The organism is Wolbachia endosymbiont of Phyllotreta cruciferae (assembly GCF_918697765.1).
Taxonomy (GTDB): domain Bacteria; phylum Pseudomonadota; class Alphaproteobacteria; order Rickettsiales; family Anaplasmataceae; genus Wolbachia; species Wolbachia pipientis.
The window spans coordinates 777732-804639 of record NZ_OU953855.1 but is presented as its reverse complement, the minus strand read 5'-3'; the positions used below and the strand labels follow the sequence as shown (position 1 = coordinate 804639).

Annotated in this window: 14 protein-coding genes, 1 tRNA gene and 6 pseudogenes; 11 read left to right on the top strand and 10 right to left on the bottom strand. The window is 36.8% G+C overall.

Annotation, left to right across the window (positions count from 1 at the left end; genetic code table 11):
• Positions 1–289: 289 nt before the first annotated feature.
• From NL281_RS03760 to gpmI, 3 genes are all read left to right on the top strand, one after another.
• Positions 290–1852: an actin-bundling T4SS effector WalE1 family protein gene (locus tag NL281_RS03760; RefSeq protein ID WP_253303650.1), complete on the top strand. Its 1563-nt coding sequence runs from the start codon at positions 290–292 to the stop codon at positions 1850–1852.
• A gap of 1202 nt (positions 1853–3054) precedes the next feature.
• Positions 3055–3126 (top strand) — tRNA-Asn (locus NL281_RS03755).
• A gap of 33 nt (positions 3127–3159) precedes the next feature.
• Entirely contained in the window at positions 3160–4680 is a 1521-nt protein-coding gene (gene gpmI, locus NL281_RS03750; protein WP_253303649.1) for a 2,3-bisphosphoglycerate-independent phosphoglycerate mutase, read from the top strand.
• Between the two features lie 39 nt (positions 4681–4719).
• On the opposite strand, the gene fabD is transcribed toward gpmI, so the two are convergent.
• Positions 4720–5700 carry an ACP S-malonyltransferase gene (fabD, locus tag NL281_RS03745; RefSeq protein ID WP_253303648.1) on the bottom strand — a complete coding sequence of 327 codons (981 nt, stop codon included), beginning with the start codon at positions 5698–5700 and terminating at the stop codon, positions 4720–4722.
• Positions 5701–5828: 128 nt separating this feature from the next.
• Here fabD and rpmE point away from each other — a divergent pair, with 128 nt between their 5' ends.
• The 3 genes from rpmE (at position 5829) to NL281_RS03730 (ending at position 8162) form a co-directional block, all read left to right on the top strand.
• The gene (rpmE, locus tag NL281_RS03740) at positions 5829–6032 is read left to right on the top strand and encodes a 50S ribosomal protein L31 (protein WP_370274034.1); all 204 of its coding nucleotides are present in this window, start codon (positions 5829–5831) and stop codon (positions 6030–6032) included.
• A gap of 38 nt (positions 6033–6070) precedes the next feature.
• Entirely contained in the window at positions 6071–6865 is a 795-nt protein-coding gene (locus NL281_RS03735; RefSeq protein ID WP_253303647.1) for an NAD kinase, read from the top strand.
• Positions 6866–7685: 820 nt separating this feature from the next.
• Entirely contained in the window at positions 7686–8162 is a 477-nt protein-coding gene (locus NL281_RS03730) for a reverse transcriptase domain-containing protein (RefSeq protein WP_253303646.1), read from the top strand.
• 54 nt (positions 8163–8216) lie between these two features.
• Here NL281_RS03730 and NL281_RS03725 read toward each other — a convergent pair whose 3' ends face one another.
• From NL281_RS03725 to NL281_RS03705, 5 genes and pseudogenes are all read right to left on the bottom strand, one after another.
• Positions 8217–9305: an IS481 family transposase gene (locus NL281_RS03725; protein ID WP_253303703.1), complete on the bottom strand. Its 1089-nt coding sequence runs from the start codon at positions 9303–9305 to the stop codon at positions 8217–8219.
• A 75-nt stretch (positions 9306–9380) separates the two neighbouring features.
• Positions 9381–9911 (bottom strand): annotated as a pseudogene (locus tag NL281_RS03720) (helix-turn-helix domain-containing protein); the annotation flags it as partial.
• Between the two features lie 65 nt (positions 9912–9976).
• Positions 9977–10873, bottom strand: a pseudogene (ltrA, locus tag NL281_RS03715) (group II intron reverse transcriptase/maturase).
• Between the two features lie 864 nt (positions 10874–11737).
• Positions 11738–12271: pseudogene (locus tag NL281_RS03710) on the bottom strand (transposase); the annotation flags it as partial.
• Positions 12256–12414 (bottom strand): hypothetical protein, encoded by a 159-nt coding sequence (locus NL281_RS03705; RefSeq protein ID WP_253303645.1) that lies wholly within the window; start codon positions 12412–12414, stop codon positions 12256–12258. The pseudogene NL281_RS03710 and the gene NL281_RS03705, both read right to left, overlap by 16 nt.
• Before the next feature lie 173 nt (positions 12415–12587).
• Here NL281_RS03705 and terL point away from each other — a divergent pair, with 173 nt between their 5' ends.
• The 3 genes and pseudogenes from terL to topA all read left to right on the top strand — a co-directional run bounded on the left by terL (position 12588) and on the right by topA (position 16778).
• The gene (gene terL / locus NL281_RS03695) at positions 12588–14051 is read left to right on the top strand and encodes a phage terminase large subunit (protein ID WP_253303711.1); all 1464 of its coding nucleotides are present in this window, start codon (positions 12588–12590) and stop codon (positions 14049–14051) included.
• A 90-nt stretch (positions 14052–14141) separates the two neighbouring features.
• Positions 14142–14240: pseudogene (locus NL281_RS09185) on the top strand (TomO hydrophobic C-terminal domain-containing protein); the annotation flags it as partial.
• Between the two features lie 87 nt (positions 14241–14327).
• Positions 14328–16778, top strand: a complete 2451-nt coding sequence (topA, locus tag NL281_RS03690) for a type I DNA topoisomerase (protein WP_253303643.1) — start codon at positions 14328–14330, stop codon at positions 16776–16778.
• Between the two features lie 178 nt (positions 16779–16956).
• Here the strand turns inward: topA and trhO are convergent.
• Positions 16957–17592: pseudogene (gene trhO, locus NL281_RS03685) on the bottom strand (oxygen-dependent tRNA uridine(34) hydroxylase TrhO); the annotation flags it as partial.
• Between the two features lie 1128 nt (positions 17593–18720).
• Between trhO and NL281_RS03680 the strand changes: the two are divergent.
• A complete protein-coding gene (locus tag NL281_RS03680; protein ID WP_253303642.1) occupies positions 18721–20319 on the top strand; it encodes an ABC transporter permease in 1599 nt (532 codons plus the stop codon).
• A gap of 41 nt (positions 20320–20360) precedes the next feature.
• Here the strand turns inward: NL281_RS03680 and NL281_RS03675 are convergent.
• Positions 20361–21420, bottom strand: a pseudogene (locus tag NL281_RS03675) (IS4 family transposase); the annotation flags it as partial.
• A gap of 71 nt (positions 21421–21491) precedes the next feature.
• Between NL281_RS03675 and NL281_RS03670 the strand changes: the two are divergent.
• Entirely contained in the window at positions 21492–22580 is a 1089-nt protein-coding gene (locus NL281_RS03670) for an IS481 family transposase (protein ID WP_253303703.1), read from the top strand.
• A gap of 10 nt (positions 22581–22590) precedes the next feature.
• Here NL281_RS03670 and NL281_RS03665 read toward each other — a convergent pair whose 3' ends face one another.
• Positions 22591–23370 (bottom strand): hypothetical protein, encoded by a 780-nt coding sequence (locus NL281_RS03665; protein WP_253303641.1) that lies wholly within the window; start codon positions 23368–23370, stop codon positions 22591–22593.
• Positions 23371–23555: 185 nt separating this feature from the next.
• Positions 23556–26210 carry a 2-oxoglutarate dehydrogenase E1 component gene (locus tag NL281_RS03660; RefSeq protein ID WP_253303719.1) on the bottom strand — a complete coding sequence of 885 codons (2655 nt, stop codon included), beginning with the start codon at positions 26208–26210 and terminating at the stop codon, positions 23556–23558.
• Between the last annotated feature and the right edge of the window lie 698 nt (positions 26211–26908).

Sequence of the window (26908 nt, the reverse complement as noted above, 5' to 3'; positions counted from 1 at the left end):
ATTTTCCGGTTTTTTTTTAATTCCTTATTGTCACTCTTTAAGTGCACTACGTCTTCGTGAAAATGGAAATGATAGCTGAATAATAAAACCATTATTATTAAAGTTATAACAGCCAAAAAGATGAGTGTTCTTTTTCTATACCTCATAAATGCTGCAGCTTCTTGACCTAATTTTCCACACTATCAAAAAACACGTCAAGCGAAATTATTTGAAGACAAATAAATACTGGCAATCAATTTAACACTAACTTAAGAATCAAGGAATACAATTATAATATATTTAATTAATAGTGAGGTTTAAAATGTCACATAATGAAAAAAATTCAAATTCTGTTGGAACTCAACAAAACCAACCAGAAGATAGTTTTGATTTGAATAAAACGATGCAAAATCTACCAAATTCAGATATTGCTAATGATCCCAAGAAGCTAAAAGAAAGAATTACTGACCTGTTAAAAGGGGATACAGAATTCTCTAAGATGAAACAAGGAGATAAGATTCTTGTAGTAAGTGCAGCAAGTGGATTATTTACGGCAGTACTACCACTTTTGGCAGTTGGTGCAACACTTGCTATACCAGGTGCTATAGTTGGTCTTGCTTTATATTTCGCTGTAAAAGTCGCTGTAAAAACAGTTCAATCTGGATATAAAGGGCTCAAATGGTCAGCAGAAAAAACAGTTGATGGGGCGAAATATACTGCCGAGAAAGTTAAGGACGCGTCAACATACGCTGCAGGAAAAGCAAGAGAAGGTTATCATTCAGTAAAAGGAGCTATAAGTTCTGTGGGAAAGGCAGCAAAAGAGGGAACTGGTGCTACGTTAGGAAAAATGGGGCGCAGTTTAAGTAATTTAAGTGAAAGTATGTCTAGTTTAGATGCCATCCCATATTCAACAGGTAACGAAGGTCAAACTGTTGTTTTGAAAACAGAAGAAAAAACAAGGAATTTCAATAGTGTAAAGGAGATGCTTATTAAGGAAGTTCTTGGAGACAAAGCCGTGAATAGCTCTGCTTTAACTAAGGAAATATTTTCTAAGCTGGGAGAAAAAATATTAGAGAAAGCTTATTCTGTTGATGGTCAATCAGGTTTCCAAAAGGACCAGTTGATCAACCGGTTGAAACAGCAAGTAGATTTTGTCAATAAGTTAGACGCTAAGAAGTTGCAAAATTTGTTATCTAAAGATAATAACAATCTTTATGAAATTTTCTCTGACTATCACGATGAAATTAAGAGGATTGTTAAAGAGTGCAAAATAGAGCATAAACTTTCTAACTCTATAGAGAACCTTAATAAAGTGGCAGGAAAGTATAGTATCAGAAAAGGTGCAACGCAATCTATTGAAAACAGCTTGTCAAAAAGCAGTTCACTAGATTCTGTAAGGACTGATAGTACAGAGCCACCTATAAAAGTAGGAAATAGTCGTTTTTACGTTGATACTCCTACTCCAATTGAGAATACTAATAAAACTGCAACAATAGGAGGAAGACCAGGAGTTGCACGACGTGGTAGTACTGGCAACCTTACTAGGGTAGGAACTCCAGAAGTACCAACTAGAAGTGCCTCATTGACTAACTTGAATGAGTTGAATGCATCTTCACAGAATTCTCTCAGTGAAGAGTTTGGCAGTAATCCTATTAGGGCGGATAATGAGGTCTGGTACGATGCTGTTACTACATTACCGGATAAAGGAACTCTAACTCGCAGTAATTCTATTGATAGTGGCATGGGTTCTGGTTCTTCTACGCCAAAGAAGCTGAGTCTTTCTTTAGATGACTTAAGTCTAGAAAAGCCTCGTACGTATAAGTCTGAGGTTCACATTAGTCTACAGCAGCCTGAAGTTACAGCTAGTAAGTAGCATAAACAAAACTACTTACTTTCTCCAAAAGGATGTTACTAATTGAGTAACATCCTTTTTTGTTTTTAAACTATAGAAAAATCCTAGATCCCAGCGGTATGCGTACAACCGTATGAACATTGTGATTTCTCTGCTAGGAAAGGTGTCATCCCAGTGCTTGACACTGGGATGGCTTTGTTGCATCGCTAGCTATGATGGATTAAAGATAAAAAAGGTGGAGAATATCAGTAGCTTATTATTCTGGTATTTATAACAAGAACGGTCAGTGAATACCTAAATTTGAGTAAAAGAAATTTCACTACCACTCACTAATCCGGCTAAAATTCAAGAATTTCAATGCTTTAGCTATTTTCAATAGAATTAAATTTATTAATATAAATAACAAATTACTATTCTTAAATTTGATCAGATTGATTGCAAAAAAACAAGATTTTCAATAAGTTGCTTATAATCCTAATTATAGTTAGCCTTTCATAAGTAGCGATGCAACAAAGCCCACTGGGATCCAGGTTGCTCACAAGCAAACTAGCATAGAAAGTGGTTACAACGTTTCCGATGAGATTGCAGAAAGGCTGGATCCCAGTGTCAAGCACTGGGATGACACCCTCCTAGTAGAAACGCTTTTGTAATTGCAACATTCGTGCAATCTTTAGCCATAAACATTAAGAAATTTACCAAATAAAAAAAAGGCAAAAGAAGCCCCGTGGTGGTTGGCTATTTACTATGTACTAAAATATCGGCGTTTTTTTTATTCTAAAACGCTTGATTAAGAGCGATTTAGCTGCTTTTAACTTGCAACTAACCTACACCGCAAGTGTTTAAGAAATTTACTAAGCAGGAAAAAAGGCAAAGAAACCCCGTAGTAGCTAGCATTCAAATTCTCCCTTGTCAATTTGACGTTTTTTGCTGTCTTAAACGCTTTGTAAGCGCGTTTCGGCTTATATAGGTAAAAACCCAGAAATTTTTAAAGACATGCGATGCACGTAGTGCGAAAAATTAAACATGAGACGCCAAATACCCTAAGTTTTTTGTCATTAACCTGCACAGATTGCGAAGATAAATAAATAGCTTCAGTTTCATGATAAGAGGGCTGGCGGAGTTTGTCAAGTAAGTTTTTTCGTTTCTGTGACCAGTTGGACTTAAAGTCTACACAAAAAACGTTTACAACCAACGTTCAACATGGTAAATTAAAAACGGTTTATTCCTCGGTAGCTCAGTGGTAGAGCAGTTGGCTGTTAACCAATTGGTCGCTGGTTCGAATCCGGCCCGGGGAGCGTTTCTCTGTGAAATTCTAGTGTTGATTTTATATGAACATTAAATCAGTGGTTTTATGTATACTAGATGGCTGGGGAAATGGAATAGAGAATAATAAATACAACGCTATCAGCAACGCAAATCCACCCTGTTGGCAATATATTAGCTCTAATTATCCAAAATGCAGTTTATCCGCCTGTGGAGCTGATGTGGGGTTACCTGGTGGTCAAATAGGTAATTCAGAAGTTGGCCATATGAATATTGGCAGTGGTAGAGTAGTAATGCAAAGCCTTCAGCGCATTAATCAAGAGATTGGAACAATAGAAAACAATGTAAATCTACAAAGTTTTATTAATGATCTAAAAAGTAAGAACGGAGTATGCCATATAATGGGATTGGTGTCCGATGGTGGTGTTCATTCGCATCAAAAGCATATTTCAACTTTAGCAAATAAAATATCACAGCATGGAATAAAAGTGGTGATACATGCATTTTTAGATGGCAGAGACACATTGCCAAATTCAGGAAAAAAATGCATTCAAGAATTTACAAAGAGTATAAAGGGAAATGACACAAGAATTGCTACTGTTTCTGGGCGTTACTATGCTATGGACCGTGACAACAGGTGGAAGAGAACAATCGAAGCTTATGAGGCTATCGCATTTGCAAAGGCACCTTGTCATGATAATGCAGTATCGTTGATTGATGAAAATTATCAAAATAACATAACTGATGAGTTTATTAGGCCCGCAGTAATAGGTGACTATCAAGGTATAAAACCAGAAGATGGAGTGCTGTTGGCTAACTTTCGTGCTGATCGAATGATACAATTAGCAAGTATTTTGCTTGGCAAAACAGATTACGCTAAGGTAGCAAAATTCTCTTCAATTTTAAGTATGATGAAGTATAAAGAAGATCTCAAAACTCCTTATATTTTTCCTCCTACTTCTTTCGCTGATACTCTAGGACAAACAATAGAAGACAATAAATTACGACAATTACGTATCGCCGAAACCGAGAAATACGCTCATGTGACTTTCTTTTTCAATTGTGGAAAAGAAGAACCTTTCTCTGGTGAAGAAAGAATACTCATTCCCTCACCAAAAGTTCAAACTTACGATTTGCAGCCCGAAATGTCAGCCTTCGAGCTCACAGAAAAGCTTGTAGAAAAAATTCACTCCCAAGAATTCGCACTGATAGTTGTAAATTACGCTAATCCTGATATGGTAGGGCATACAGGTAATATAAAAGCAGCCGAGAAAGCTGTGCTAGCTGTAGATGATTGTCTTGCGAAAGTGCTGAATGCTGTTAAAAAGTCAAGCAACACCGCATTAATTGTTACTGCAGACCATGGTAACGTGGAATGTATGTTCGATGAAGAAAATAATACACCTCATACAGCACACACTCTAAATAAAGTGCCATTTATTGTGTCTTGCGATAATCTAAAACTAAGAGACGGAAGGTTATCTGACATTGCCCCTACTATTTTACAGCTACTTGGAATTAAAAAACCAAACGAAATGACAGGCAGTTCGTTGATTTCTTGCATTACCCTCTGTCATTCCAGCTAGGCAGCGTTATGCACCGGAATGACATCAAATAGATGTGTTTTAACTTAATCCAACTTTTAAATTTTTCGCTGTTAGTACTAATGATTCATTAAAGAAGCTGTCAATATCACCAATACTATCTATATTTTTTGTACTGATAGATTGGTCAATTCTTTTGACCAAATTAGATAAAACTTTATTAGGGCCAATTTCAACAAATTTGTTAATGCCACGGCTTGACATATACAAAACCATTTCTCTCCATTTCACTCTGCTTACAACTTGCTTGGCGAGTAAAGTTTTTATAACTTTGGGATCACTCTCCTCTTTAGCTGTAACATTTGATATCAAAGGAACTATAGGACGGGTTATTTTAATACCCTTCAAAAACTCCAAAACTTTTTCATCAGCAGGTTTCATAAGAGATGAATGAAAAGGCCCACTAACCTGTAATTTAATTAGTTTCCTCACACTCGAGTTTTTGAATAAATCGGGTAACATTTCAAGAGCTTCTCTAGTGCCACTTATAACCACTTGTCCGCCACCGTTATCGTTTGCAATTTCACAAATTCCGTCAATTTGAACTGATTTCAATATATCTTCCACTTCATTTATCTCTGCTCCAAGCAACGCAACCATTCCGCCTTTACATTTCAGTGAAGCTTCATGCATTGCTTCGCTGCGAACTTTCAGCAGCTTGATTGCAGACTCAAGCGTTAACGCTCCTGCAGCACACAGCGCTGTATATTCGCCAACTGAATGCCCACAAACATATTTAACATTGTGATCAGTGAAAAGAGATTTGCCAAACACATGCTCCATAACACGTAGCATTGCAATTGATACTGCCATTATAGCTGGCTGAGCGTTTTCTGTAATGGTTAATTCTTCAATAGGACCGTTGAAGATTAAATGAGACAGCTTTCTACCCAATATGCTATCTACTTCATTAAATACTTGTCTTGCAACGGAAAACTCACTATATAAGCTCCTTCCCATTCCTACAAACTGAGAGCCCTGACCAGGGAAAGCGAAAATCATGATAACTATTATTTATTCCTTATTGAGTATAACATTTTATCTATTTTTTGTCAATATTTTAGAATAATGATTGACTTAGTGAATTAAGTTCACTAGAATATTAACTGACTAAAAGTTTATAAGCAACAATGAATTATCATAAAATTATTATAGTTATGACAGACGGTCGAGAGTTTGAAACTCGTTCCACTTATGGAAAGGAGGGAGACAGGGTAAAGCTTGATAGAGATCCTCTTACTCACCCTGCATGGACTGGAAGTTTGACAAGCGGGTCAGCAAGTAAAACTAGCAAATTAGCTAAGTTTAACGATAAATATGGAAGCATTTTCTAATTTTCCTCCTCTTTAAGTTTTAGAGAGTTTACTGAAGCATGCATAAATACAAAAATATAGGCTATGTTGCTTCTCCATCACCAAAGTCCCAGGAAGTATCTAAACTATTAAAGAAACTTAATTTTATCAATATAACAGAAGAAAATAAGTCCGAAATCGATCTATTGATAGTTATTGGCGGTGATGGCTTTATGCTACGCACCTTACATAATTACGTTATAGAAAACAAAAACACACACGTATACGGAGTAAACACTGGCAATGTTGGGTTTTTGATGAATAAATGCTTTAGCTGCAGTGAAGATTTAATTGATCATATAGAGCATGCAACTTCAACTCAGTTAACTTTGCTAAAAATGGAAGCAACAGACACAAGTGGCAAGAGATATCATTACATAGCAGTAAACGAAGTATACGTTTTTAGAAAAGCGAACCAAATAGTAGAGATGAATATTACTATCAACGATAAGCTAAAAGTAGAGAAATTTAGAGGGGACGGAGTAATATTATCTACCCCCACAGGCAGCACTGCATACAACTTCTCTGCCGGTGGCCCAATCTTGCCGCTAAATTCAAATTTACTTGCACTCACTTCTATCAATAGCTATTACCCAAGGCATTGGAATGGAGCGTTAATATCAAACGATACAATCGTACAAATTGACATTAACGACACAAAAAACCGTCCAGCACTTGTAGTATCAGATTACAAGGAGTTTCATAATATATCACAGATAAAAATACAAAAAGACCACGAAAACACAATAACTTTGCTTTTTGACAAAGATTACCCTCTGAATGAAAGGATCTTTGATAGACAATTTCTATACTAATAATGTATCTGTTCAGGCAATGGCGTCAACTTAAGGAAAAATATCAGCGATAGTGTATAAAATTTCTCTCTAAATTTTTTATCATTAAATTATCCAAAGAGTGCAATAAACAGCACTTTTGTTTCTGTTTTATTTCAATAAAGAAGTCTAAAATGTGTCCTTTTTAGGTGAAACATGCGTGCGCCAAGCAAAGTGCGTAAAGTCCAGTTGGTGAAAATCCAACCCAGGCAAAGCCTAGCCAGCAGGCTGGAACAAACCACTATGCTGCGTAAGGTAACGAGCGTAGTAAAGCTAGTGGAATGGACAACACAGGGTACAACGAAAGTGAAGGTATTGAGTCCCGAAATTCTCGATGTCATAGAGGTCGACACGTTGCATATAGTGGAAGACAGCAAGAAGGGTAACAATAGGGCAAGTTATCACTCACTCTATCGGGATCTGAGGCCGTATCACGTGTTGAGATGGAGTTTACGTAAACTTGGGAGATCCTTTGTATTCCTATTAAGGTACGTTGGAACAAGTCAACAAAGGCGAGTACTGACGGAAGATATAAAGGAAGTCGGACTGATTGATAGTACTCAGAGTGTGGGAAAGCCACATACAAGGGGAAGCGGTCAGCAATATAGTGACTGGTTTAGGAATTGCTATGCCAATACAACGGAGGTTGGAATAACGTGCAAAGAAAACTAAATCAGATAGCAGTAAGAGCCAGGCAAGATAAACGATTGAAATTTAATCGTTAATTCATCTGATAAACGCAGAGAATCTTGCTGAATGTTATAAAGAGCTAAAGCATAACAAAGCATGCGGTATAGACCAGGTGACAGTAGAAGCTTATGGAGAAAATCTTGAAGAGAAGCTCAACACTCTGGTGGATAGTATGAAAAGAAAGCGATATCAACCGCAACCAGTGAAAAGAGTATATATACCAAAAGCTGGAAGCAAAGAGAAACGCGGGCTTGGAGTACCGTCTACAGAAGATAAGTTAGTCCAGATAATGCTGAAGAAGATATTAGAAAATATTTATGAAGCTAACTTTCTGGATAACTCATATGGTTTTCGTCCTGGTAGAAGCTGTCATCAAGCGGTAAATGCACTAAATAAAGCAGTTATGTACAGACCAACTAACTATGTAGTAGAAGTTGATATCAAGAAATTCTTTGATAATGTCCAGCACAAATGGCTAATGAGATGCTTGAGAGAACGGATAACAGACCCAAACATACTGTGGTTAGTAAAACGATTTCTTAAGGCAGGAGTAGTCGAAGCAGGACATTATGTAAAAGACAAGACTTAATCTGACAGACAAGAATTAACTGTAAAAGACAAGACTTAATCTGACAGACAAGAATTAACTGACAGAAGAATTGAGGTAGTCAAAACTAATATCAGTCTCTTGTGTAATGCTACTAATATTTTTCTGAAAAGCAACATGTTTGCTATCAAGAAAAGTCTGCATAGGCGTCTTACCATAGCAATATTTACCTGAATGCGGTCTTGTTTCATTGTAAGAACGCAACCAATAATCAACATCAATCTGTAGACCTTCCAAAGAATTGTAGATTTTCTTTCTGAAGATAATATTGTAACACTCATCTTGCATAGTTCTATGAAACCTTTCACATATGCCATTAGTCTGTGGAGAATTGGCTTTGGTCCTAGAATGATCGATATTTTCGATTCCCAAATAAAGCTGATAAGCGTGATTTTCAGGCTTACCACAATACTCTGTTCCTCGGTCTGTAAGGATACGCAATAATGGCACATTTTGCTCATCAAAAAATGGTATCACTCTATCATTCAGCAAGTCAGCAGCAGTAATAGCCGTTTTGTCTGTATAAAGCTTGGCAAATGCTACTCGAGAATAAGTATCAATGAAGGTCTGCTGGTAGATTCTTCCTATACCTTTTATATTACCTACATAATAGGTATCTTGAGAACCCAAATAACCTGAATGTTCGGTGTCAATTTCACCATGTGCTTCTCTTTGTTCTTTAACTTTTTCTAAAGCTGCAAGTTGCTCTTCGGTTAATATAATTCCATCTTGAGCTACTTTTGCTTCCAGTGCTTTAAGTCTTTTCTTGAAAGTTTCAAGATCATTTCTCAGCCATATAGATCTCACTCCTCCCTGAGAAATTATTATACCTCTTTTTCTCAGTTCATTTGCAGCTCTTTCTTGCCCATATGCTGGAAATTCTGTTGCTATACCAATCGCTGCTCTTTCTATATCGTCGGAAACTCTATTCGCTAATAGAGGTTTTTTCTTACTTATCTCATGTAATGCTTCTTCTCCTCCATTTTCGTACAACTCTTTGAATCGATAAAATGTATCTCTTGAGTATCCCATCACTTTGCATGCTTGAGATACATTTCCTAGTTGTTTTGCTAGTTCTAATAACCCTAGCTTTGGTTTTAGTATTTTTGTTTGTATTGTACTCATTTCTAACACTCCTTTCTTTTATTATTTTATAACTTACTTTTTTAAAGTGTCAGATCAAGTCTTGTTTAATACATTTATATTACCTACATAATAGGTATCTTGAGAACCCAAATAACCTGAATGTTCGGTGTCAATTTCACCATGTGCTTCTCTTTGTTCTTTAACTTTTTCTAAAGCTGCAAGTTGCTCTTCGGTTAATATAATTCCATCTTGAGCTACTTTTGCTTCCAGTGCTTTAAGTCTTTTCTTGAAAGTTTCAAGATCATTTCTCAGCCATATAGATCTCACTCCTCCCTGAGAAATTATTATACCTCTTTTTCTCAGTTCATTTGCAGCTCTTTCTTGCCCATATGCTGGAAATTCTGTTGCTATACCAATCGCTGCTCTTTCTATATCGTCGGAAACTCTATTCGCTAATAGAGGTTTTTTCTTACTTATCTCATGTAATGCTTCTTCTCCTCCATTTTCGTACAACTCTTTGAATCGATAAAATGTATCTCTTGAGTATCCCATCACTTTGCATGCTTGAGATACATTTCCTAGTTGTTTTGCTAGTTCTAATAACCCTAGCTTTGGTTTTAGTATTTTTGTTTGTATTGTACTCATTTCTAACACTCCTTTCTTTTATTATTTTATAACTTACTTTTTTAAAGTGTCAGATCAAGTCTTGTTTAATACACTTTAAGTATTGACCACCAATCTTTAAGGTGAACTTTATTTCGGATCTTTTTCACCCATTCTTTGATTTCTTTAAGTTTTCTAGATAGATTTTCTTTCGAGGTTTTATGACCTACCATTACTCTACCTTTACGACTCCTTGTACCATAATGGGTGAATCCTAGAAAGTTGAAACTTTCCGTTTTTCGTTTCTCCCTTATTCCTTGTTGCCACTCCTTTTTGCCAAACTTTACTATTCTTGTTTTGTCTTCAGATATTTCCAGTCCAAATTTTCCTAGCCTTTGTTTCAGTGACTCTAAGAGTTCTCTAGCATCTTTTTCTCTTTCGCAGCAAATCAGGTGATCGTCTGCATACCTAACTAGCTCCATATAACCTTTAGATCTTAGCTTGAATTTCTTTTCAAACCACAAATCCAGCACATAATGCAACTATATATTAGCTAGTATAGGACTTACTATTCCCCCCTGAGGTGTGCCTAGTTCAGTTGCTTCATAATGTCCTGCTTCGACTACTCCTGCCTTAAGAAATCGTTTTACTAACCACAGTATGTTTGGGTCTGTTATCCGTTCTCTCAAGCATCTCATTAGCCATTTGTGCTGGACATTATCAAAGAATTTCTTGATATCAACTTCTACTACATAGTTAGTTGGTCTGTACATAACTGCTTTATTTAGTGCATTTACCGCTTGATGACAGCTTCTACCAGGACGAAAACCATATGAGTTATCCAGAAAGTTAGCTTCATAAATATTTTCTAATATCTTCTTCAGCATTATCTGGACTAACTTATCTTCTGTAGACGGTACTCCAAGCCCGCGTTTCTCTTTGCTTCCAGCTTTTGGTATATATACTCTTTTCACTGGTTGCGGTTGATATCGCTTTCTTTTCATACTATCCACCAGAGTGTTGAGCTTCTCTTCAAGATTTTCTCCATAAGCTTCTACTGTCACCTGGTCTATACCGCATGCTTTGTTATGCTTTAGCTCTTTATAACATTCAGCAAGATTCTCTGCGTTTATCAGATGAATTAACGATTAAATTTCAATCGTTTATCTTGCCTGGCTCTTACTGCTATCTGATTTAGTTTTCTTTGCACGTTATTCCAACCTCCGTTGTATTGGCATAGCAATTCCTAAACCAGTCACTATATTGCTGACCGCTTCCCCTTGTATGTGGCTTTCCCACACTCTGAGTACTATCAATCAGTCCGACTTCCTTTATATCTTCCGTCAGTACTCGCCTTTGTTGACTTGTTCCAACGTACCTTAATAGGAATACAAAGGATCTCCCAAGTTTACGTAAACTCCATCTCAACACGTGATACGGCCTCAGATCCCGATAGAGTGAGTGATAACTTGCCCTATTGTTACCCTTCTTGCTGTCTTCCACTATATGCAACGTGTCGACCTCTATGACATCGAGAATTTCGGGACTCAATACCTTCACTTTCGTTGTACCCTGTGTTGTCCATTCCACTAGCTTTACTACGCTCGTTACCTTACGCAGCATAGTGGTTTGTTCCAGCCTGCTGGCTAGGCTTTGCCTGGGTTGGATTTTCACCAACTGGACTTTACGCACTTTGCTTGGCGCACGCATGTTTCACCTAAAAAGGACACATTTTAGACTTCTTTGTTGAAATAAAACAGAAACAAAAGTGCTGTTTATTGCACTCTTTGGATAATTTAATGATAAAAAATTTAGAGAGAAATTTTATACACTATCGCTGATATTTTTCCTTAAGTTGACGCCATTGAGTGATCAGAGTAGACACCGTTACTGTATTTTACAGCTATGGCTTTTTTGTTGTTTATATTCAACATTACGTGCAATTTTCTCGTTTGCTCATAGCCACGATATTTTCTGTCAGTGCTATTTTCCTTGCTGTGACCAGGAGTGTTGTTGTATATACTAATTCCTGTACTGTCTATAGCAATTTCGATATCTTCCATATTATTTTTATCAATTCTGCAATCATTTATCTTAATATTAAGTTTCTTAAACCTTCTTGATGCTTGTGAATAGCTGATAACTGCCAAATCTCTTCCTATTTGTTGCAAATACCCTTTTATAAACCCGACTGTTTGTCTTAAACCAATTCTAAAGAAACTGACGATTATATGCACCAAAATCACAACTTTATCACTATAAATATAGTTGCCGCCCTGCATTTTTGGACAATTCTCGTACCAATTTTCTATGGCGTCATTGATATAACAAAAAATGCTTCCTCTTTCTTGGAGAAATTTGTTATATTCATGGCAGTTACTGACTCTCATTTTTTGTGGCATATTTTTTCTTCAACAGTTAAATGGCTATTTATAATGAATTTTGTCAGTAACTGCCAGTTCTTTTCACTTGAGCGATGCAACAAAGCCATCCCAGTGTCAGCTACTTGGATGACACCTTTGTGTTTGCATAGCTGTACAAACATTGTGATTTGAGAGCAATTTCCACAAGGGAGGATGTCATTCCAGTGCTTGGCACTGGAATCCAGACTTTATTATGCAGCCACTTGGTTGAAATTAAGTCTTCTGGATCCAAGTAGTCAAGCTACTCGGATGACAAGAAAGGGGCTACTTGGATGACATCTTTCAACATTATATCATGAACTTTCTAAAATTCATTGAACTGTGCTTTCAAACGGTGGTGCCGGGGTGTGAGTATAATGATTATCAGTATATAAAAGTCATAGCAGACAGACTTGAAGCGGCAAATGTTGGCAAAATGAGGCGAATAATATTCAATATGCCTCCGCGTTCAATGAAGTCCCTGTGCGCTAGTGTTGCGTGGCCCGCATGGATACTGGGAAATCAGCCAACTGCAAGAATAATAGTTGCAAGCTACTCTCGGCTGCTTAGCGAAAAGCACTCGCTCGATACAAGATGCATAATGCAGTCTAGTTGGTATAGAGAGCTGTTTCCAGAGGTAGGACTATCCAAAGATCAGAATACCAAATACAAATTTCAAACAGTGCAGAGAGGATACAGAATTGCAACGTCCGTTGGAGGGACGTTAACAGGTGAAGGTGGTGATTTCATCATCGTGGATGATCCACTGAGTCCCGCCCAAGCTTTGAGTGAAACGTTTAGAAAGCGTGCTACAAATTGGTTTGACCAGACTTTAGTAGCCAGGCTCAACAATAGAAAAAAAGGAGTAATTGTTCTTGTGATGCATAGGCTACATCAAGAAGATTTAACCGGGCACCTTCTCTCCAAACCGAAAAACATATGGAACCATACTTGTTTACCGATGATATCTGAAAATAAGGAGATTATCTATTCAATCAAAAAGCCAGCGCCTCCTTTTCTTGTTCCTGTCACCCGAGTAACTACAAATGAGTACAAAAGCTGGATTACAGCATCAAGTGCTAGAATGACACCACCCGTAATATTATACTCAAGAGAAGAAGGTCAGTTGCTATATCCCCTCGATGGAGGAAAAGAAGAAGTTGAGATGATAAAGGTTGAACTTGGAAGTTACGCTTTTGCTGCACAATATCAACAAAACCCTCTGCCACTTTCAAGTGGTATAATTAAACGAGAGTGGCTGAAGCGCTATAGAAATTTTTCTGATAGTCTCTCATATGTCACTCAGAGCTGGGACACTGCAGTTTCAACAAGCAGCATGAGCAACTTTAGCGTCTGCACCACCTGGACAAAAGTGGGCAATAAATTCTATTTACTCGATGTATATCGCGCAAAGCTTGAGTATCCAAAGCTTAAAGAGCAAGTTCTGTCACTAGCTGCAAGATGGACACCGCACGCAATTTTAATCGAAGCAAAAACAAGTGGTCAGCAATTGGTGCAAGAGCTAAAGACAAACAGTGATTTACCAATTATCGAAATAGTACCACATGATGACAAACTCACTCGATTTTATCAAATTGTTCCGATTATAGAGTCTGGCAAGGTTTTTCTGCCGCACCAAGCAGTATGGCTGAACGATTTTGAGTATGAGATTTTAATGTTTCCTGAAACTCGACACGATGATCAAGTGGATAGTACCGTGCAATATTTGCAGTGGGTGAGAGATAGTAGCTCTAGGGTCGCAGCTTTACGGGCATTGTGATTTGAGAGCAATTTCCACAAGGGAGGATGTCATCCCAGCGCTCCTTTTTTTGTCATGCAAGTAGCTGACACTGGAATCTAGCTTCTCGTTGCTGCTGCGATCATATACTATTGTAATGAGCCTTCAAAGTCACTTAAAAATAGCAACGTCCAAGGGTTTTCTGAAAAGGTCCCACAACCCGGTTCGTAAAATTCACAAGAACCATTAAAATATTTTTTTACTTTTCATTGTATATTTCTCAACATATTATCTTTAAGTACTAAAATAATTAACAATATGGCATTATTAATAGTTGAATCACCTGCGAAAGCAAAGACAATAGGTAAATATTTGAGTAAAGAGTTCAAAGTAGCTGCATCCTTTGGACATGTGAGGGATCTTCCAGCAAAAAACGGTTCTGTCGATCCGGATAATGATTTTGCTATAAAGTATGAAACCATTGAAAAAGCAGAAAAGTATATAAAAGAGCTAGTAAAAGCCGCAAGCAAAACATCAGATATATATCTTGCAACAGACCCAGACAGAGAAGGGGAAGCAATGGCTTGGCATGTGATAGAGACATTAAAAGAAAAGAAAGCAATCAGTAATGAAAACAACATTTATAGAGTAGTCTTTAATGAGATAACAAAAAGAGCAGTACAAGAAGCAATAAAAAATCCACGTGAAATTAATATGGATTTAGTGCGTGCACAACAAGCACGTAGAGCTTTGGATTATCTAGTTGGATTTAGTTTGTCACCACTGCTGTGGACAAAATTGTCGGGAAGCAAGTCTGCAGGGCGAGTGCAGTCTGTTGCATTAAAGATTATATGCGAACGAGAAGATGAAATTAGTAAATTTATAACACAGGAGTATTGGAGCATAAAAGCAGAAATGCAAAATAGCAAAGATGAGGCTTTTTTTGCTATGCTAAGCCACTATGACAATAAAAAGCTAGAAAAATTTGATATTAAGAATGAAGAAGAAGCAAAGAACTTAGTCAGGGAGATTGAATCAAGGCAATATGCTGTAAGCACAGTAGAACGCAAGCAAGTTAAGAGAAACCCGCTTCCTCCGTTTATTACTTCAAGTCTTCAGCAAGATGCAGTGAATAAACTGTATTTTAATGTGAAAAGTGTTATGCGCATAGCGCAAAATTTATATGAAGGTATCGATATTGGTGGTGAAACTGTAGGGTTGATAACTTACATGCGTACAGATGGGTTTCATATTGCAGATGAGGCTATAAACTCAATTAGAGGGTCAATTAAGTCATTATATGGTGATAAATATTTACCGCAGTCTCCTCGTAAATATGTAAAAAAGGTCAAAAATGCTCAAGAAGCACATGAAGCAATTCGTCCAACTGATATCAATAGAACGCCGGGTAGTATTAAGGATTACTTAACGCCAGAGCAATTTAAATTGTATGATTTAATCTGGAAAAGGACCATTGCAAGTCAAATGGAGTCGGCGATTCTTGATCAAGTGGTAGTCGAAATTAGTTCTACTGACCAGAAAGTAATTCTGCGAGCAAGTGGATCAAGTATATTCTTTGATGGTTTTTATAGAGTCTACCAAGATAACATGGAAGCCGAAAATGAAGGCCTGCTACCTGCCATGAAGGAAGGGGAAGCATGCAAGCTGATTTCAGTTGAGCCAAAACAACATTTCACTCAACCGCCACCTCGTTATAGTGAAGCAAGTATCGTTAAAAAAATGGAAGAAATCGGTATAGGTCGACCATCAACTTATGCAACAATTATTTCGGTATTACAAGATCGTGAGTACGTTTCATTGGATAGCAAAAGGTTTATTCCAAGCAGTCGTGGTAAAATCGTTACTATATTTTTAGAAACTTTTTTTCAGCGTTGTGTAGAGTATGATTTCACAGCACAAATGGAAGAAAAGCTTGATTTAATTTCAAATGGACATGCAGATTGGAAAAAAGAATTAGGCCACTTTTGGGTGCCATTTTTTGGTCATGTAAACTCTGTCAAGCAAATGACGCATGATGAAGTTTTCAGCGGCATTCACGATTTGGTAATCGATTGGTTTTGTTCAGAAGAAGGAAAAAAAGAGGTGAATACGAAATGTCCTGCTTGCTTAGGTGGCATATTGAAATTGAACTTTGGAAAAGCCGGGGTGTTTCTTGGATGTTCTAACTATCCTGAATGCAACCATACAAAAGAAATTACGGGCAGTAACGACAATTCAGAATATCCAAAAAGTTTAGGTATAGATGATATAACAAACCAAGAAGTGATGATCAAAAAGGGTCCTTTTGGACTTTATCTGGAGTTTAATAACGAGTTAAAAAAGAAAAAAACGGTTTCCATACCAAAAGATATAAATGTTAATGAGATTGATCTGAGCACCGCTACTCAGTTACTTTCCTTGCCAAAAGTAATCGGAGAACACCCTGAAACCGGAAAGGAAGTAAAAATAGGCCTTGGACGATTTGGATACTATATTTTCTATGATGGTAAATACTTTTCTCTTAAGAAAAGCTCCAAAGAGGTGCTGAATACAGAATTGAGCGAAGTTGTACAAATTATTGCAAACAGTCCACGCAAAGAGTTAAAATCTCTCGGGGTTAATGAAAAGGGAAAAGAAGTTTTTATCTGCAACGGTAGGTACGGATTCTATATAAAATGCGGTAAAACAAACGTTGCTTTGGGCAAGAGTGCAGATATTGAGAGTATAGATCTGGAGAAGGCTTTAGAGTTGATTAAGGGTAAGAAGTAGACTTCTTGCATAACCATTATCTACGTTAAAAATCAGCTTTTTTGTCATTCCAGCGTGTGACGCTGGAATCTAGAAAAAAAGAACCTGGATGCCAGTGTCTGGGCACTGGCATGACACCCTTTCTGGTAGAGGTTGCTCTCAAATCACAACGTGCATACAACTGCAGCAGTATGATGTTTTATTTATTATATCTATAACACTGAAGTTTACAATCAGAACAAACCACCTGGCCACGTGGAACTGATTTCAGTTTATCAGTTGAAACTTGATTTGAGCAGAATATGCATTTTATTGTGTTGCTTGGAGTAAGTGAGTTATCAACAGCAACTCTATCATCAAAAACAAAACACTCACCTTCCCAATTACCATTTTTATTATAAGTTTTTTCAAGGTAAGAAAGAATGCCGCCTTTAAGATGGTAAACATCACTAAATCCAAGGTTTTTCATATATGCTGTAGATTTTTCGCATCTAATTCCACCAGTGCAGTACATAGCTACTTTCAGGTCTTTACTCTCAGAAAATGACTCTGTCCACTGAGGAAACTCACGGAAACATTGTGTGTGTGGATTAATTGCATTTTTAAACTTGCCTAATTTCACTTCATACTCGTTTCGTGTATCTATTACTAAAACGTCAGGTTGAGAAGTAAAATCATCCCAATGCTCTGGATCAACATATTTACCCTTAAGGGAAATATCAAGATTGCTTACACCAAGATTCACAATCTCTCTTTTTAATTTTACCTTCATCTTGCTAAATGGTTGATATTCTGCTGCACTCTCTTTCCATGTAAGGTCCCTTAGCCTATAATCCTTACTATTACCCACAAATAAAAACATAGTATTGTATTTACTCAAATAATTTAATTTTATTAACCTGAAAGCTTATTAGATTAAAATTATTAAACTAAGAGTTATAATTTTAGCAACTAAAAGCTGTAAATTGCACCATATAAACAGTTATTTCAAGCAAAAGTTATGCCATTAAGAGCTATGCAACAAACATTTATATTTGTGGGTAATAGTAAGAATTCAACGTTGTCGCATGCAGTTTTTATTTCGTCTTTCATGTCATAATAATTAGAGAGTTCTACAAAGTGATAGAAAGTTGCAATGACGAAGCTCATGATTATTCACTTATCAACTAAGAACATGATATACAAAATTATAAAGATATTCAATAGTACGGCTGTTATAGCTAAAGTGGCTCTACAATTTGAAAAACCGTCATTCCGCTACTCGTTAGCGGAATCTATACCGCGAATGAATCCATAGCTGTACGAACATTGTGATTTGAGAGCAATTTCCACAAGGGAGGATGTCATCCCAGTGCTTGACACTGGGATGGCTTTGTTGCATCGCTAGCTATGATGGATTAAAGATAAAAAAGATAGGGAATATCAGTAGCTTATTATTCTGGTATTTATAACAAGAACGGTCAGTGAATACCTAAATTTGAGTAAAAGAAATTTCACTACCACTCACTAATCTGGCTAAAATTCAAGAATTTCAATGCTTTAGCTATTTTCAATAGAATTAAATTTATTAATATAAATAACAAATTACTATTCTTGAATTTGATCAGATTGATTGCAAAAAAACAAGATTTTCAATAGGTTGCTTATAATCCTAACTATAGTTAGCCTTTCATAAGTAGCGATGCAACAAAGCCCACTGGGATCCAGCTTTTTTGTAATTTTATTGAAAATGTTGTATAGTCGTTTGTTTACAATCAATTTTTCTGGATCCAAGTAGTCTGGGCACTGCCTTTGTGTTTGAGGCAAAACCTGCTATAACATTTAACATACTGCTTTCACAAACGAATGTTTGTACAGTTGTGGGCGGTATGACGTAGGGAAACCTTTCTTGGGTTAGCTATAATTACTGGATATCTTCAGTTTTTACATATAACATTTTAATATAAAATATAGATTCAAATTAATGTTTTTAAGAGTATTTAAAAATATATTCTTATTTTTAGTAAGCATATTATTCGTCTGCCCAATATTATTATTAATATCAATCTTATTTACAGATACAGCAAATTCCGGATGGGTAATCAGCACACTTTTCCCTGAATATATACTGAATACGTTAATTTTGATGATAGGAGTGGGGGGAATATCCTTTATATTTGGAGTAATTCCAGCTTGGCTTACCACATTTTTTTCATTTCCTGGAAGTAAAATTTTTGAGATTGCTTTGTTCTTTCCAATATCGATTCCTGGATATATAGTAGCGTTCGTCTATGTAAATACACTAGAGTTTTCAGGTCCGGTGCAGAGCTCATTAAGAGACATTTTAGAGTGGAGCAAAGGTGACTATTGGTTTCCTGAAATAAAATCCCTAGGTGGTGGAATATTAGTAATGGGATTCAGCCTATATCCATACGTTTATATGTTAGTCCGCTCAAGTCTAAAGAATGTTAGTAACTCAGTCACTATTGCGTCAACACTTGGGTTCTCCTCATTGAAGAGCCTGTTTTCTGTCATCATACCCTCCATACGCCCATCAATTATAGCTGGGTTGTCTTTGGTACTAATGGAAGTAATTACAGATTTCGGCACACCACAGTTTCTTGCTATCGATACTTTTACGACAGGAATATATCGCACCTGGTTTTTACTGCATGACAAATATTCAACTACTGTTTTAGCAGTTGCAGAGTTGATTTTCGTTGCAACACTAATAGCTATCGAAAAAAAACTACAAAAAAAAGGAATATCCTACTCTTCAATCAATACCAATTCAGATTATCACAACAAACGTAGTATAAGTGGCGCTATACCGTTGATCTTTGCTTATCTTATGTGTGTATTGCCGATATTAATAGGTTTTATTTTGCCAATGATTCCGCTCATATATTGGAGCATAGAGAAGGGGTTTTTCATATACGAAGCAAGATTCTATAACATAATAGCAAATAGCATTAGTTTATCATTTATCACCGCATTAATCTCAATTAGCATTGCAATAATGATTGGATATACGGCGCGTAAAAATAAGGTAATCAACAATATAGCGCGTCTCATTTCTTTAGGCTACGCAATTCCAAATGCAATTATCGCAATTAGTATAATAATATTTTTAAGCAGAATATCCTCTTTCATTACTCAATATGTTGTGGAAATTAGCTTAGTAGGAACTATTGGCGCATTAGTTTACTCATATTTATTCCGTTTTTTTGCTATATCTTTCAAGGCGGTAGAGTCAGGGCTCAAAAAAACACCAAATGAAATTGAGTGGACTGCATATACCATGGGTCACGGACCTATTTCCACATGTTTGAATGTTCATATCCCTCTCATCAAGAAGAGTATATTATCGGGATTTTTGCTCGTATTTATGGATACTATCAAAGAGCTCACAGCAACACTCATTATAAGACCATTTAATTTTGAAACTATATCAACTAGAATATATGAACTTGTAAGCGATGAGCGCTATAGAGAAGCTGCCCCATTTTCGTTAATAATAGTTATAATAGGCTTAATCTCTACAATAACCTTATTTACACTTGATGATAAGGATAAAAAATAAACGTAACTGTTCACACAATGGCGTCAACTTAAGAACCTTCATTAGCAAACTCTCCTAAAGACATGATGGCGTTTGGGCTTATCTACCTTATCGCGGCTATACAATCGTCCCGGTCGGATTTTAACTTTAGCGCGTATACTTGCTCTATCAAAAAGGGCTTGAAAGTTTTTTGGCGCAATAAGTACCTGATAGAGTTTCTGCCTCATTACACCAAATAAAACCGAAAAATTTAAACGATACTCAGCAATTTGATCTGGATTCCAAGGCCCTTGTGCATCACACATATGAAGCGACAATATATTACACATGACTAAGTTTGCCCAAAATTCTTGTAATACAGCCTCTAAATTTACGCCAGAAAAATTCTCTAATTCTGCACCTATTTTGAGTCGTTTATAGCACTCCTCTATATGCCACCTTAACACATAAGCTTTGCTGATATCTTCCAAAATAAATTTTACTCGGTCAAAAAGTGAAGTAATCAATACCTCTGTTTCTCAGTTGGCTAATGTCAGCACTATAACTCTTACTTTCTGTCCTTTCATTTTATTTTTTAGCTTTTCATTTTCTAATATAAAATCGAAATCTAATTCTCCAGATGCAATTCGTTCCCATAGCTTGCTATAATTTCTTTTTTGCAAGCGAAAAATAAAATCTACTTCCAAATCATAATGCTGCTGAATGAATTTTACTGAAGACGGTCGTAGATAAATAATAATCTATCTTGATTTAATGAACGCATTTGAGTAACGACTTCAGGTAATTGTTCTTCTGCTAACGTTTGCTCACCCACATTCCAAGCCGCAAGGCGAGCACTGCAAATCAGCGAAGTACATAAATCAACAAACAAATTGCCAATGGTGGCATTGTGCCTGTTGTTCCATTTGGTTTAAAGCGGCCAAACTCGGATACAATTTCCTCAGAGCTGGGTAATCTCATACCAGAACCATCTGCTGCAATAAGTCTATAGCCTCTCCAACTCAGGTTCATCCTGATAGGCTGTTTGGATGCTTAAATTCTTGAAAGCCTGTATGGCAAATCTTATACCTTGCTTTAGAAAAAGCTTGCTTTGAGGGTACATGTCAATGGCTCCATAAGTTGTATTAAACAAGACTTGATCTGACACTTTAAAAAAGTAAGTTATAAAATAATAAAAGAAAGGAGTGTTAGAAATGAGTACAATACAAACAAAAATACTAAAACCAAAGCTAGGGTTATTAGAACTAGCAAAACAACTAGGAAATGTATCTCAAGCATGCAAAGTGATGGGATACTCAAGAGATACATTTTATCGATTCAAAGAGTTGTACGAAAATGGAGGAGAAGAAGCATTACATGAGATAAGTAAGAAAAAACCTCTATTAGCGAATAGAGTTTCCGACGATATAGAAAGAGCAGCGATTGGTATAGCAACAGAATTTCCAGCATATGGGCAAGAAAGAGCTGCAAATGAACTGAGAAAAAGAGGTATAATAATTTCTCAGGGAGGAGTGAGATCTATATGGCTGAGAAATGATCTTGAAACTTTCAAGAAAAGACTTAAAGCACTGGAAGCAAAAGTAGCTCAAGATGGAATTATATTAACCGAAGAGCAACTTGCAGCTTTAGAAAAAGTTAAAGAACAAAGAGAAGCACATGGTGAAATTGACACCGAACATTCAGGTTATTTGGGTTCTCAAGATACCTATTATGTAGGTAATATAAAAGGTATAGGAAGAATCTACCAGCAGACCTTCATTGATACTTATTCTCGAGTAGCATTTGCCAAGCTTTATACAGACAAAACGGCTATTACTGCTGCTGACTTGCTGAATGATAGAGTGATACCATTTTTTGATGAGCAAAATGTGCCATTATTGCGTATCCTTACAGACCGAGGAACAGAGTATTGTGGTAAGCCTGAAAATCACGCTTATCAGCTTTATTTGGGAATCGAAAATATCGATCATTCTAGGACCAAAGCCAATTCTCCACAGACTAATGGCATATGTGAAAGGTTTCATAGAACTATGCAAGATGAGTGTTACAATATTATCTTCAGAAAGAAAATCTACAATTCTTTGGAAGGTCTACAGATTGATGTTGATTATTGGTTGCGTTCTTACAATGAAACAAGACCGCATTCAGGTAAATATTGCTATGGTAAGACGCCTATGCAGACTTTTCTTGATAGCAAACATGTTGCTTTTCAGAAAAATATTAGTAGCATTACACAAGAGACTGATATTAGTTTTGACTACCTCAATTCTTCTGTCAGTTAATTCTTGTCTGTCAGATTAAGTCTTGTCTTTTACAATTTACACTTGAAGCTTGGGGAGATTCTAACTCAGTGCTTTTTTCTTCCTGCAAAATAGAAAGCTTCAACAATTCCTTTAGAGTTAATTTTTCAAGTGTTGTATCATCTTTGTTTAAGATGTAGTCTAGCATGTTGTTTTTCTGTAAGCGATTAACAAAATATCTATCTCCCTCATTAAGAACCTCTATCTTGTTAATACAAGATAATACTAAATCCGAATTCTTTGTTGCTAAAATTCCATTCAAAAAGATATCTAATTTTGTTTTATCTTCAGTTAAGTCTTCAGCTAACCTATTTCTGATATTCTCATTGTCAAACACAATGTACTCGAGGTACGAGGAAGGCTCAATAAGTATAAAGTCCTCTAAAGGTACTAGTTCTAAACAGTTGTCAGCATAAGCAAATATTCCACACTCAGTAATACGCCCTCTTCTTCTCACAACACAGCACTTGGGAAGACTATGATACATTGATAACAAAGAAAAAAGACGTATTATACTTGTACCTCTATCTTTCATTTCCTCGAAAAGCTTCCTATCATTTATTAATTTGTGCAAAATGTAATCCATAGCAGGACCTGGTTTGCGGAAATGAAACATATTATTCTCTTCAAAAATGGCCTCAGCTAATTCGATAGATTCTTTATCCTCATCTACAAAAGCTTTTTCATTTCTATTTAACTGTATGATCTCAGCTTTGCTATCTCTGCGTAGACCAGTTCTCCTTATTAACATCTCAAATATTTTTGTATTCATATATATCCTATATTAATTAAAGTAAATATTAATATAGAATAAAAATCTTTTATATTTGCTTGAGTACCAAAAGGGTTTGATTGGTGTGATACGTTTTCTATCGCGCCTGGCTGCAGTGCCCAGCGTCAAGATCTGATGAACAATGTTCGCTTGCCAGCTTTCGCTTCAATATTTGCACAATTGTGCTAGATTCCCTGCATAACCTGCTTTAAAATTTCCTCCTGCTGCTGAGTGTGAACACTAACATAACCACATGCAGGAGATGCAGCAGCAGGTCTTGCGATACACTTAGGTCTTTTTGCTTGAATATTGAGATTGGATAACACTTCCTCTATCAATGGGTTGACAAAAAACCATCCTCCCATATTTTTTGGTTCTTCTTGACACCATATAATTTCAGCGTTCTCGTATTTCTCAAGTTCACTGCTTAGTTTATCGGCCGGAAACGGATAGAATTGCTCCAAACGTATTACTGCTATATCGTTTATTTTTTGTGCTTCACATATGTCGTAATAAACTTTACCACTGCATATTACAACTTTACGTATTTTATCATTCGAAACTAAACCTGTTCTACATTCTGGAATTACTGTGAGGAATTTTCCTTCAAAATCAGATAGGTTAGATACTGCTCTTTTGTGGCGCAGTAGCGATTTAGGTGTAAACACTACCAGAGGCTTACGAAAGTCTCTATGCATTTGTCTGCGTAAGACATGGAAGTAATTCGCCGGAGTGGAACAATTAACTACCTGCATATTATCCTCTGCGCAGAGTTGCAAAAATCTCTCTATACGTGCGGAGCTATGCTCAGGTCCCTGTCCTTCATAACCATGAGGCAGCAATAAAACTAGACCGCTTGATCGCAACCACTTTGTTTCTGCAGATGCGATAAACTGGTCGATCATAATTTGCGCACCGTTTGCAAAATCACCAAATTGTCCTTCCCAGAGCACCAGTGAATACGGAGAATCAAGACTATATCCATATTCAAAGCCCATTACAGCATACTCAGATAGTGCGCTATCTATGACCTCAAAGTGAGCTTGCTTTTCATTTATATTGTTTAGCGGAATAAATGCTTCTTCTGTTACCTGATCAACAAGCCTTGAATGACGGTGCGAGAAAGTTCCACGACCAGAGTCTTGTCCTGATAAACGCACTCCTATTCTTTCTGTGAGCAGTGATGCAAACGCAAGACTTTCGGCAGTTGCCCAGTCTATATTACTACCGGAATTTATGCTGTCTATTCTGCCATCAAGTATTTTTCTAACCTTATTGTTAATGTTAAAGCTACTTGGGATGTTGCTATTTATATGTACACCTAATTTTTTCAACTCATCTGGCGGAACACCAGAATCTGTATAGTATTCGCTCAAATCGTTCAACCTTGCCTTTCTTAATTTTGACCACACTCCACCGAACCAGTCAGCTTTTTTTGGAGTGTAAGCCGCTGATTCAGCAAGACTTTTATCTAATTTTGCCCTGAATTCACTGCGCAATTTATTTACTTCATCGCCATCTAATACTTTCTCTGCAGTCAATTTTTCTTCATACAATGTTCCAGGAGTTTTATGCTTTGATATCGCCTTATACATAAGTGGCTGAGTGAAATTCGGTTCATCACCTTCATTATGGCCATATTTGCGGTAGCACATTATGTCAATTACTACGTCCTTTTTAAATTTCTGCCTATATTCCATCGCCAGACTTGTAGCAAAACTCACAGCTCCCGGGTTATCTCCATTGACGTGAAACACTGGAGCTTCTATTGATTTTGCTATATCAGTGCAATAAAAAGAGGATCGTGCGCAACATGGGTTAGCAGTAAAACCAACTTGGTTATTAATGACAATGTGCACAATGCCATCCACTTTATAGCCTTCAATATTGCTTAAGGTTAAAGTTTCAGCAACCACTCCTTGACCGATGAAAGCCGCATCACCATGAATTGATATGCCAAGCACAGATCTTATATTCTGTTTTGCTCTTATTCTTCCAGCCAAAACCGGATTTACCGCTTCAAGGTGAGATGGATTAGGGCATAAACTTAAATGTATTTTTTTGCCACCTGAAAGTGCTCGATCAGAAGAGTAACCAAGGTGATATTTAACATCACCGGACACCTCAAGACCACTTGGGTATGCAAGATTGCCTTGAAATTCAGACAGCATTGCCGCATATTCTTTCCCCATCACTTTGGTTAGAACATTGAGTCGTCCGCGGTGAGCCATGCCAAGGACTATTTCTTCAATACCAAAAACCGTAGAATCACTAATGATTTTTTCAATTGCAACGATAGCTGATTCCCCACCTTCGATAGAAAAACGTTTATATCCAGGAAATTTCATATGGAGAAATTGCTCGAACATCTCAGATTCAATTAAGTGCCTCAGTATTTCCTTTTTATCTTGTGAACTCAGCGTATAGGTTTGATTTTCGATCTTTTCCTGCAGCCACATCCTCTCCTCATAAGAGGAGATATGCATAAATTCAAAACCGATGTTCTTGCAGTAAATATCTCTATAGATTCCAGCGTCACTTGCCGGATATAGATTCGAATATTTCTGATAATCTACTTCCTTATTCACATTGGGTGATAACGGATTAAGATCCGCAAAAAAATGACCGTAAGATCTGAAAAAATTTGCTAAACCAGAAACTGAATCATCCACCTTAGTTACATGTTGTGCACCGCAGGTCTCCGCTTTATTAACTTCTAAATTGCTTGAAAAAATTCTATACCAATCCTCCCCGATTGATTTATCACCCTGCAAATAACGGCTATACATTTCTTCCACAAATTCTGCATTATCACCATAAAGGCAGCTTAAACTCGACATAATCACTATAAAAAGTATCAAATACTTATAAGTATAACTTAAGTTTTTTAAAAAAGAACTTTTTTTGACCTTTATAAGTTAAGCTAAGACGTTCCGAGAGCTACCAGCAGCACCTTGTTTTTGGCCATTTATTGCTTGTACTGGGATCTCATTTCACTCTATAATGGCAGTGCCCCTATGATGTCATTCCAGTGCTCCTTTCTCGTCATCCCAGTGCCTATTTCTTTGTCATGCCAGTGCTTGACACCCTACTTAACCGTCATACCGCCACAAACCGTCATACCGCCGCAGTATCTCAGCCGCTAACAAGTAGCGGAATGACAACAATCCTACGTCATACCGCCGCGGCGCTAACAAAAGATCCCGCTAACAAGCAGCGGGATACTTAGGGATGACGATTATCGTTTAGTCATAAATATTTAAGAAATTTACCAAACGAAAAAAAAGGCAAAAGAAGCCCCGTGGTGGTTGGCTATTCACTATGTACTAAAATATCGGCGTTTTTTTTATTCTAAAACGCTTGATTAAGAGCGATTTAGCTGCTTTTAACTTGCAACTAACCTACACCGCAAGTGTTTAAGAAATTTACTAAGCAGGAAAAAAGGCAAAGAAACCCCGTAGTAGCTAGCATTCAAATTCTCCCTTGTCAATTTGACGTTTTTTGCTGTCTTAAACGCTTTGTAAGCGCGTTTCGGCTT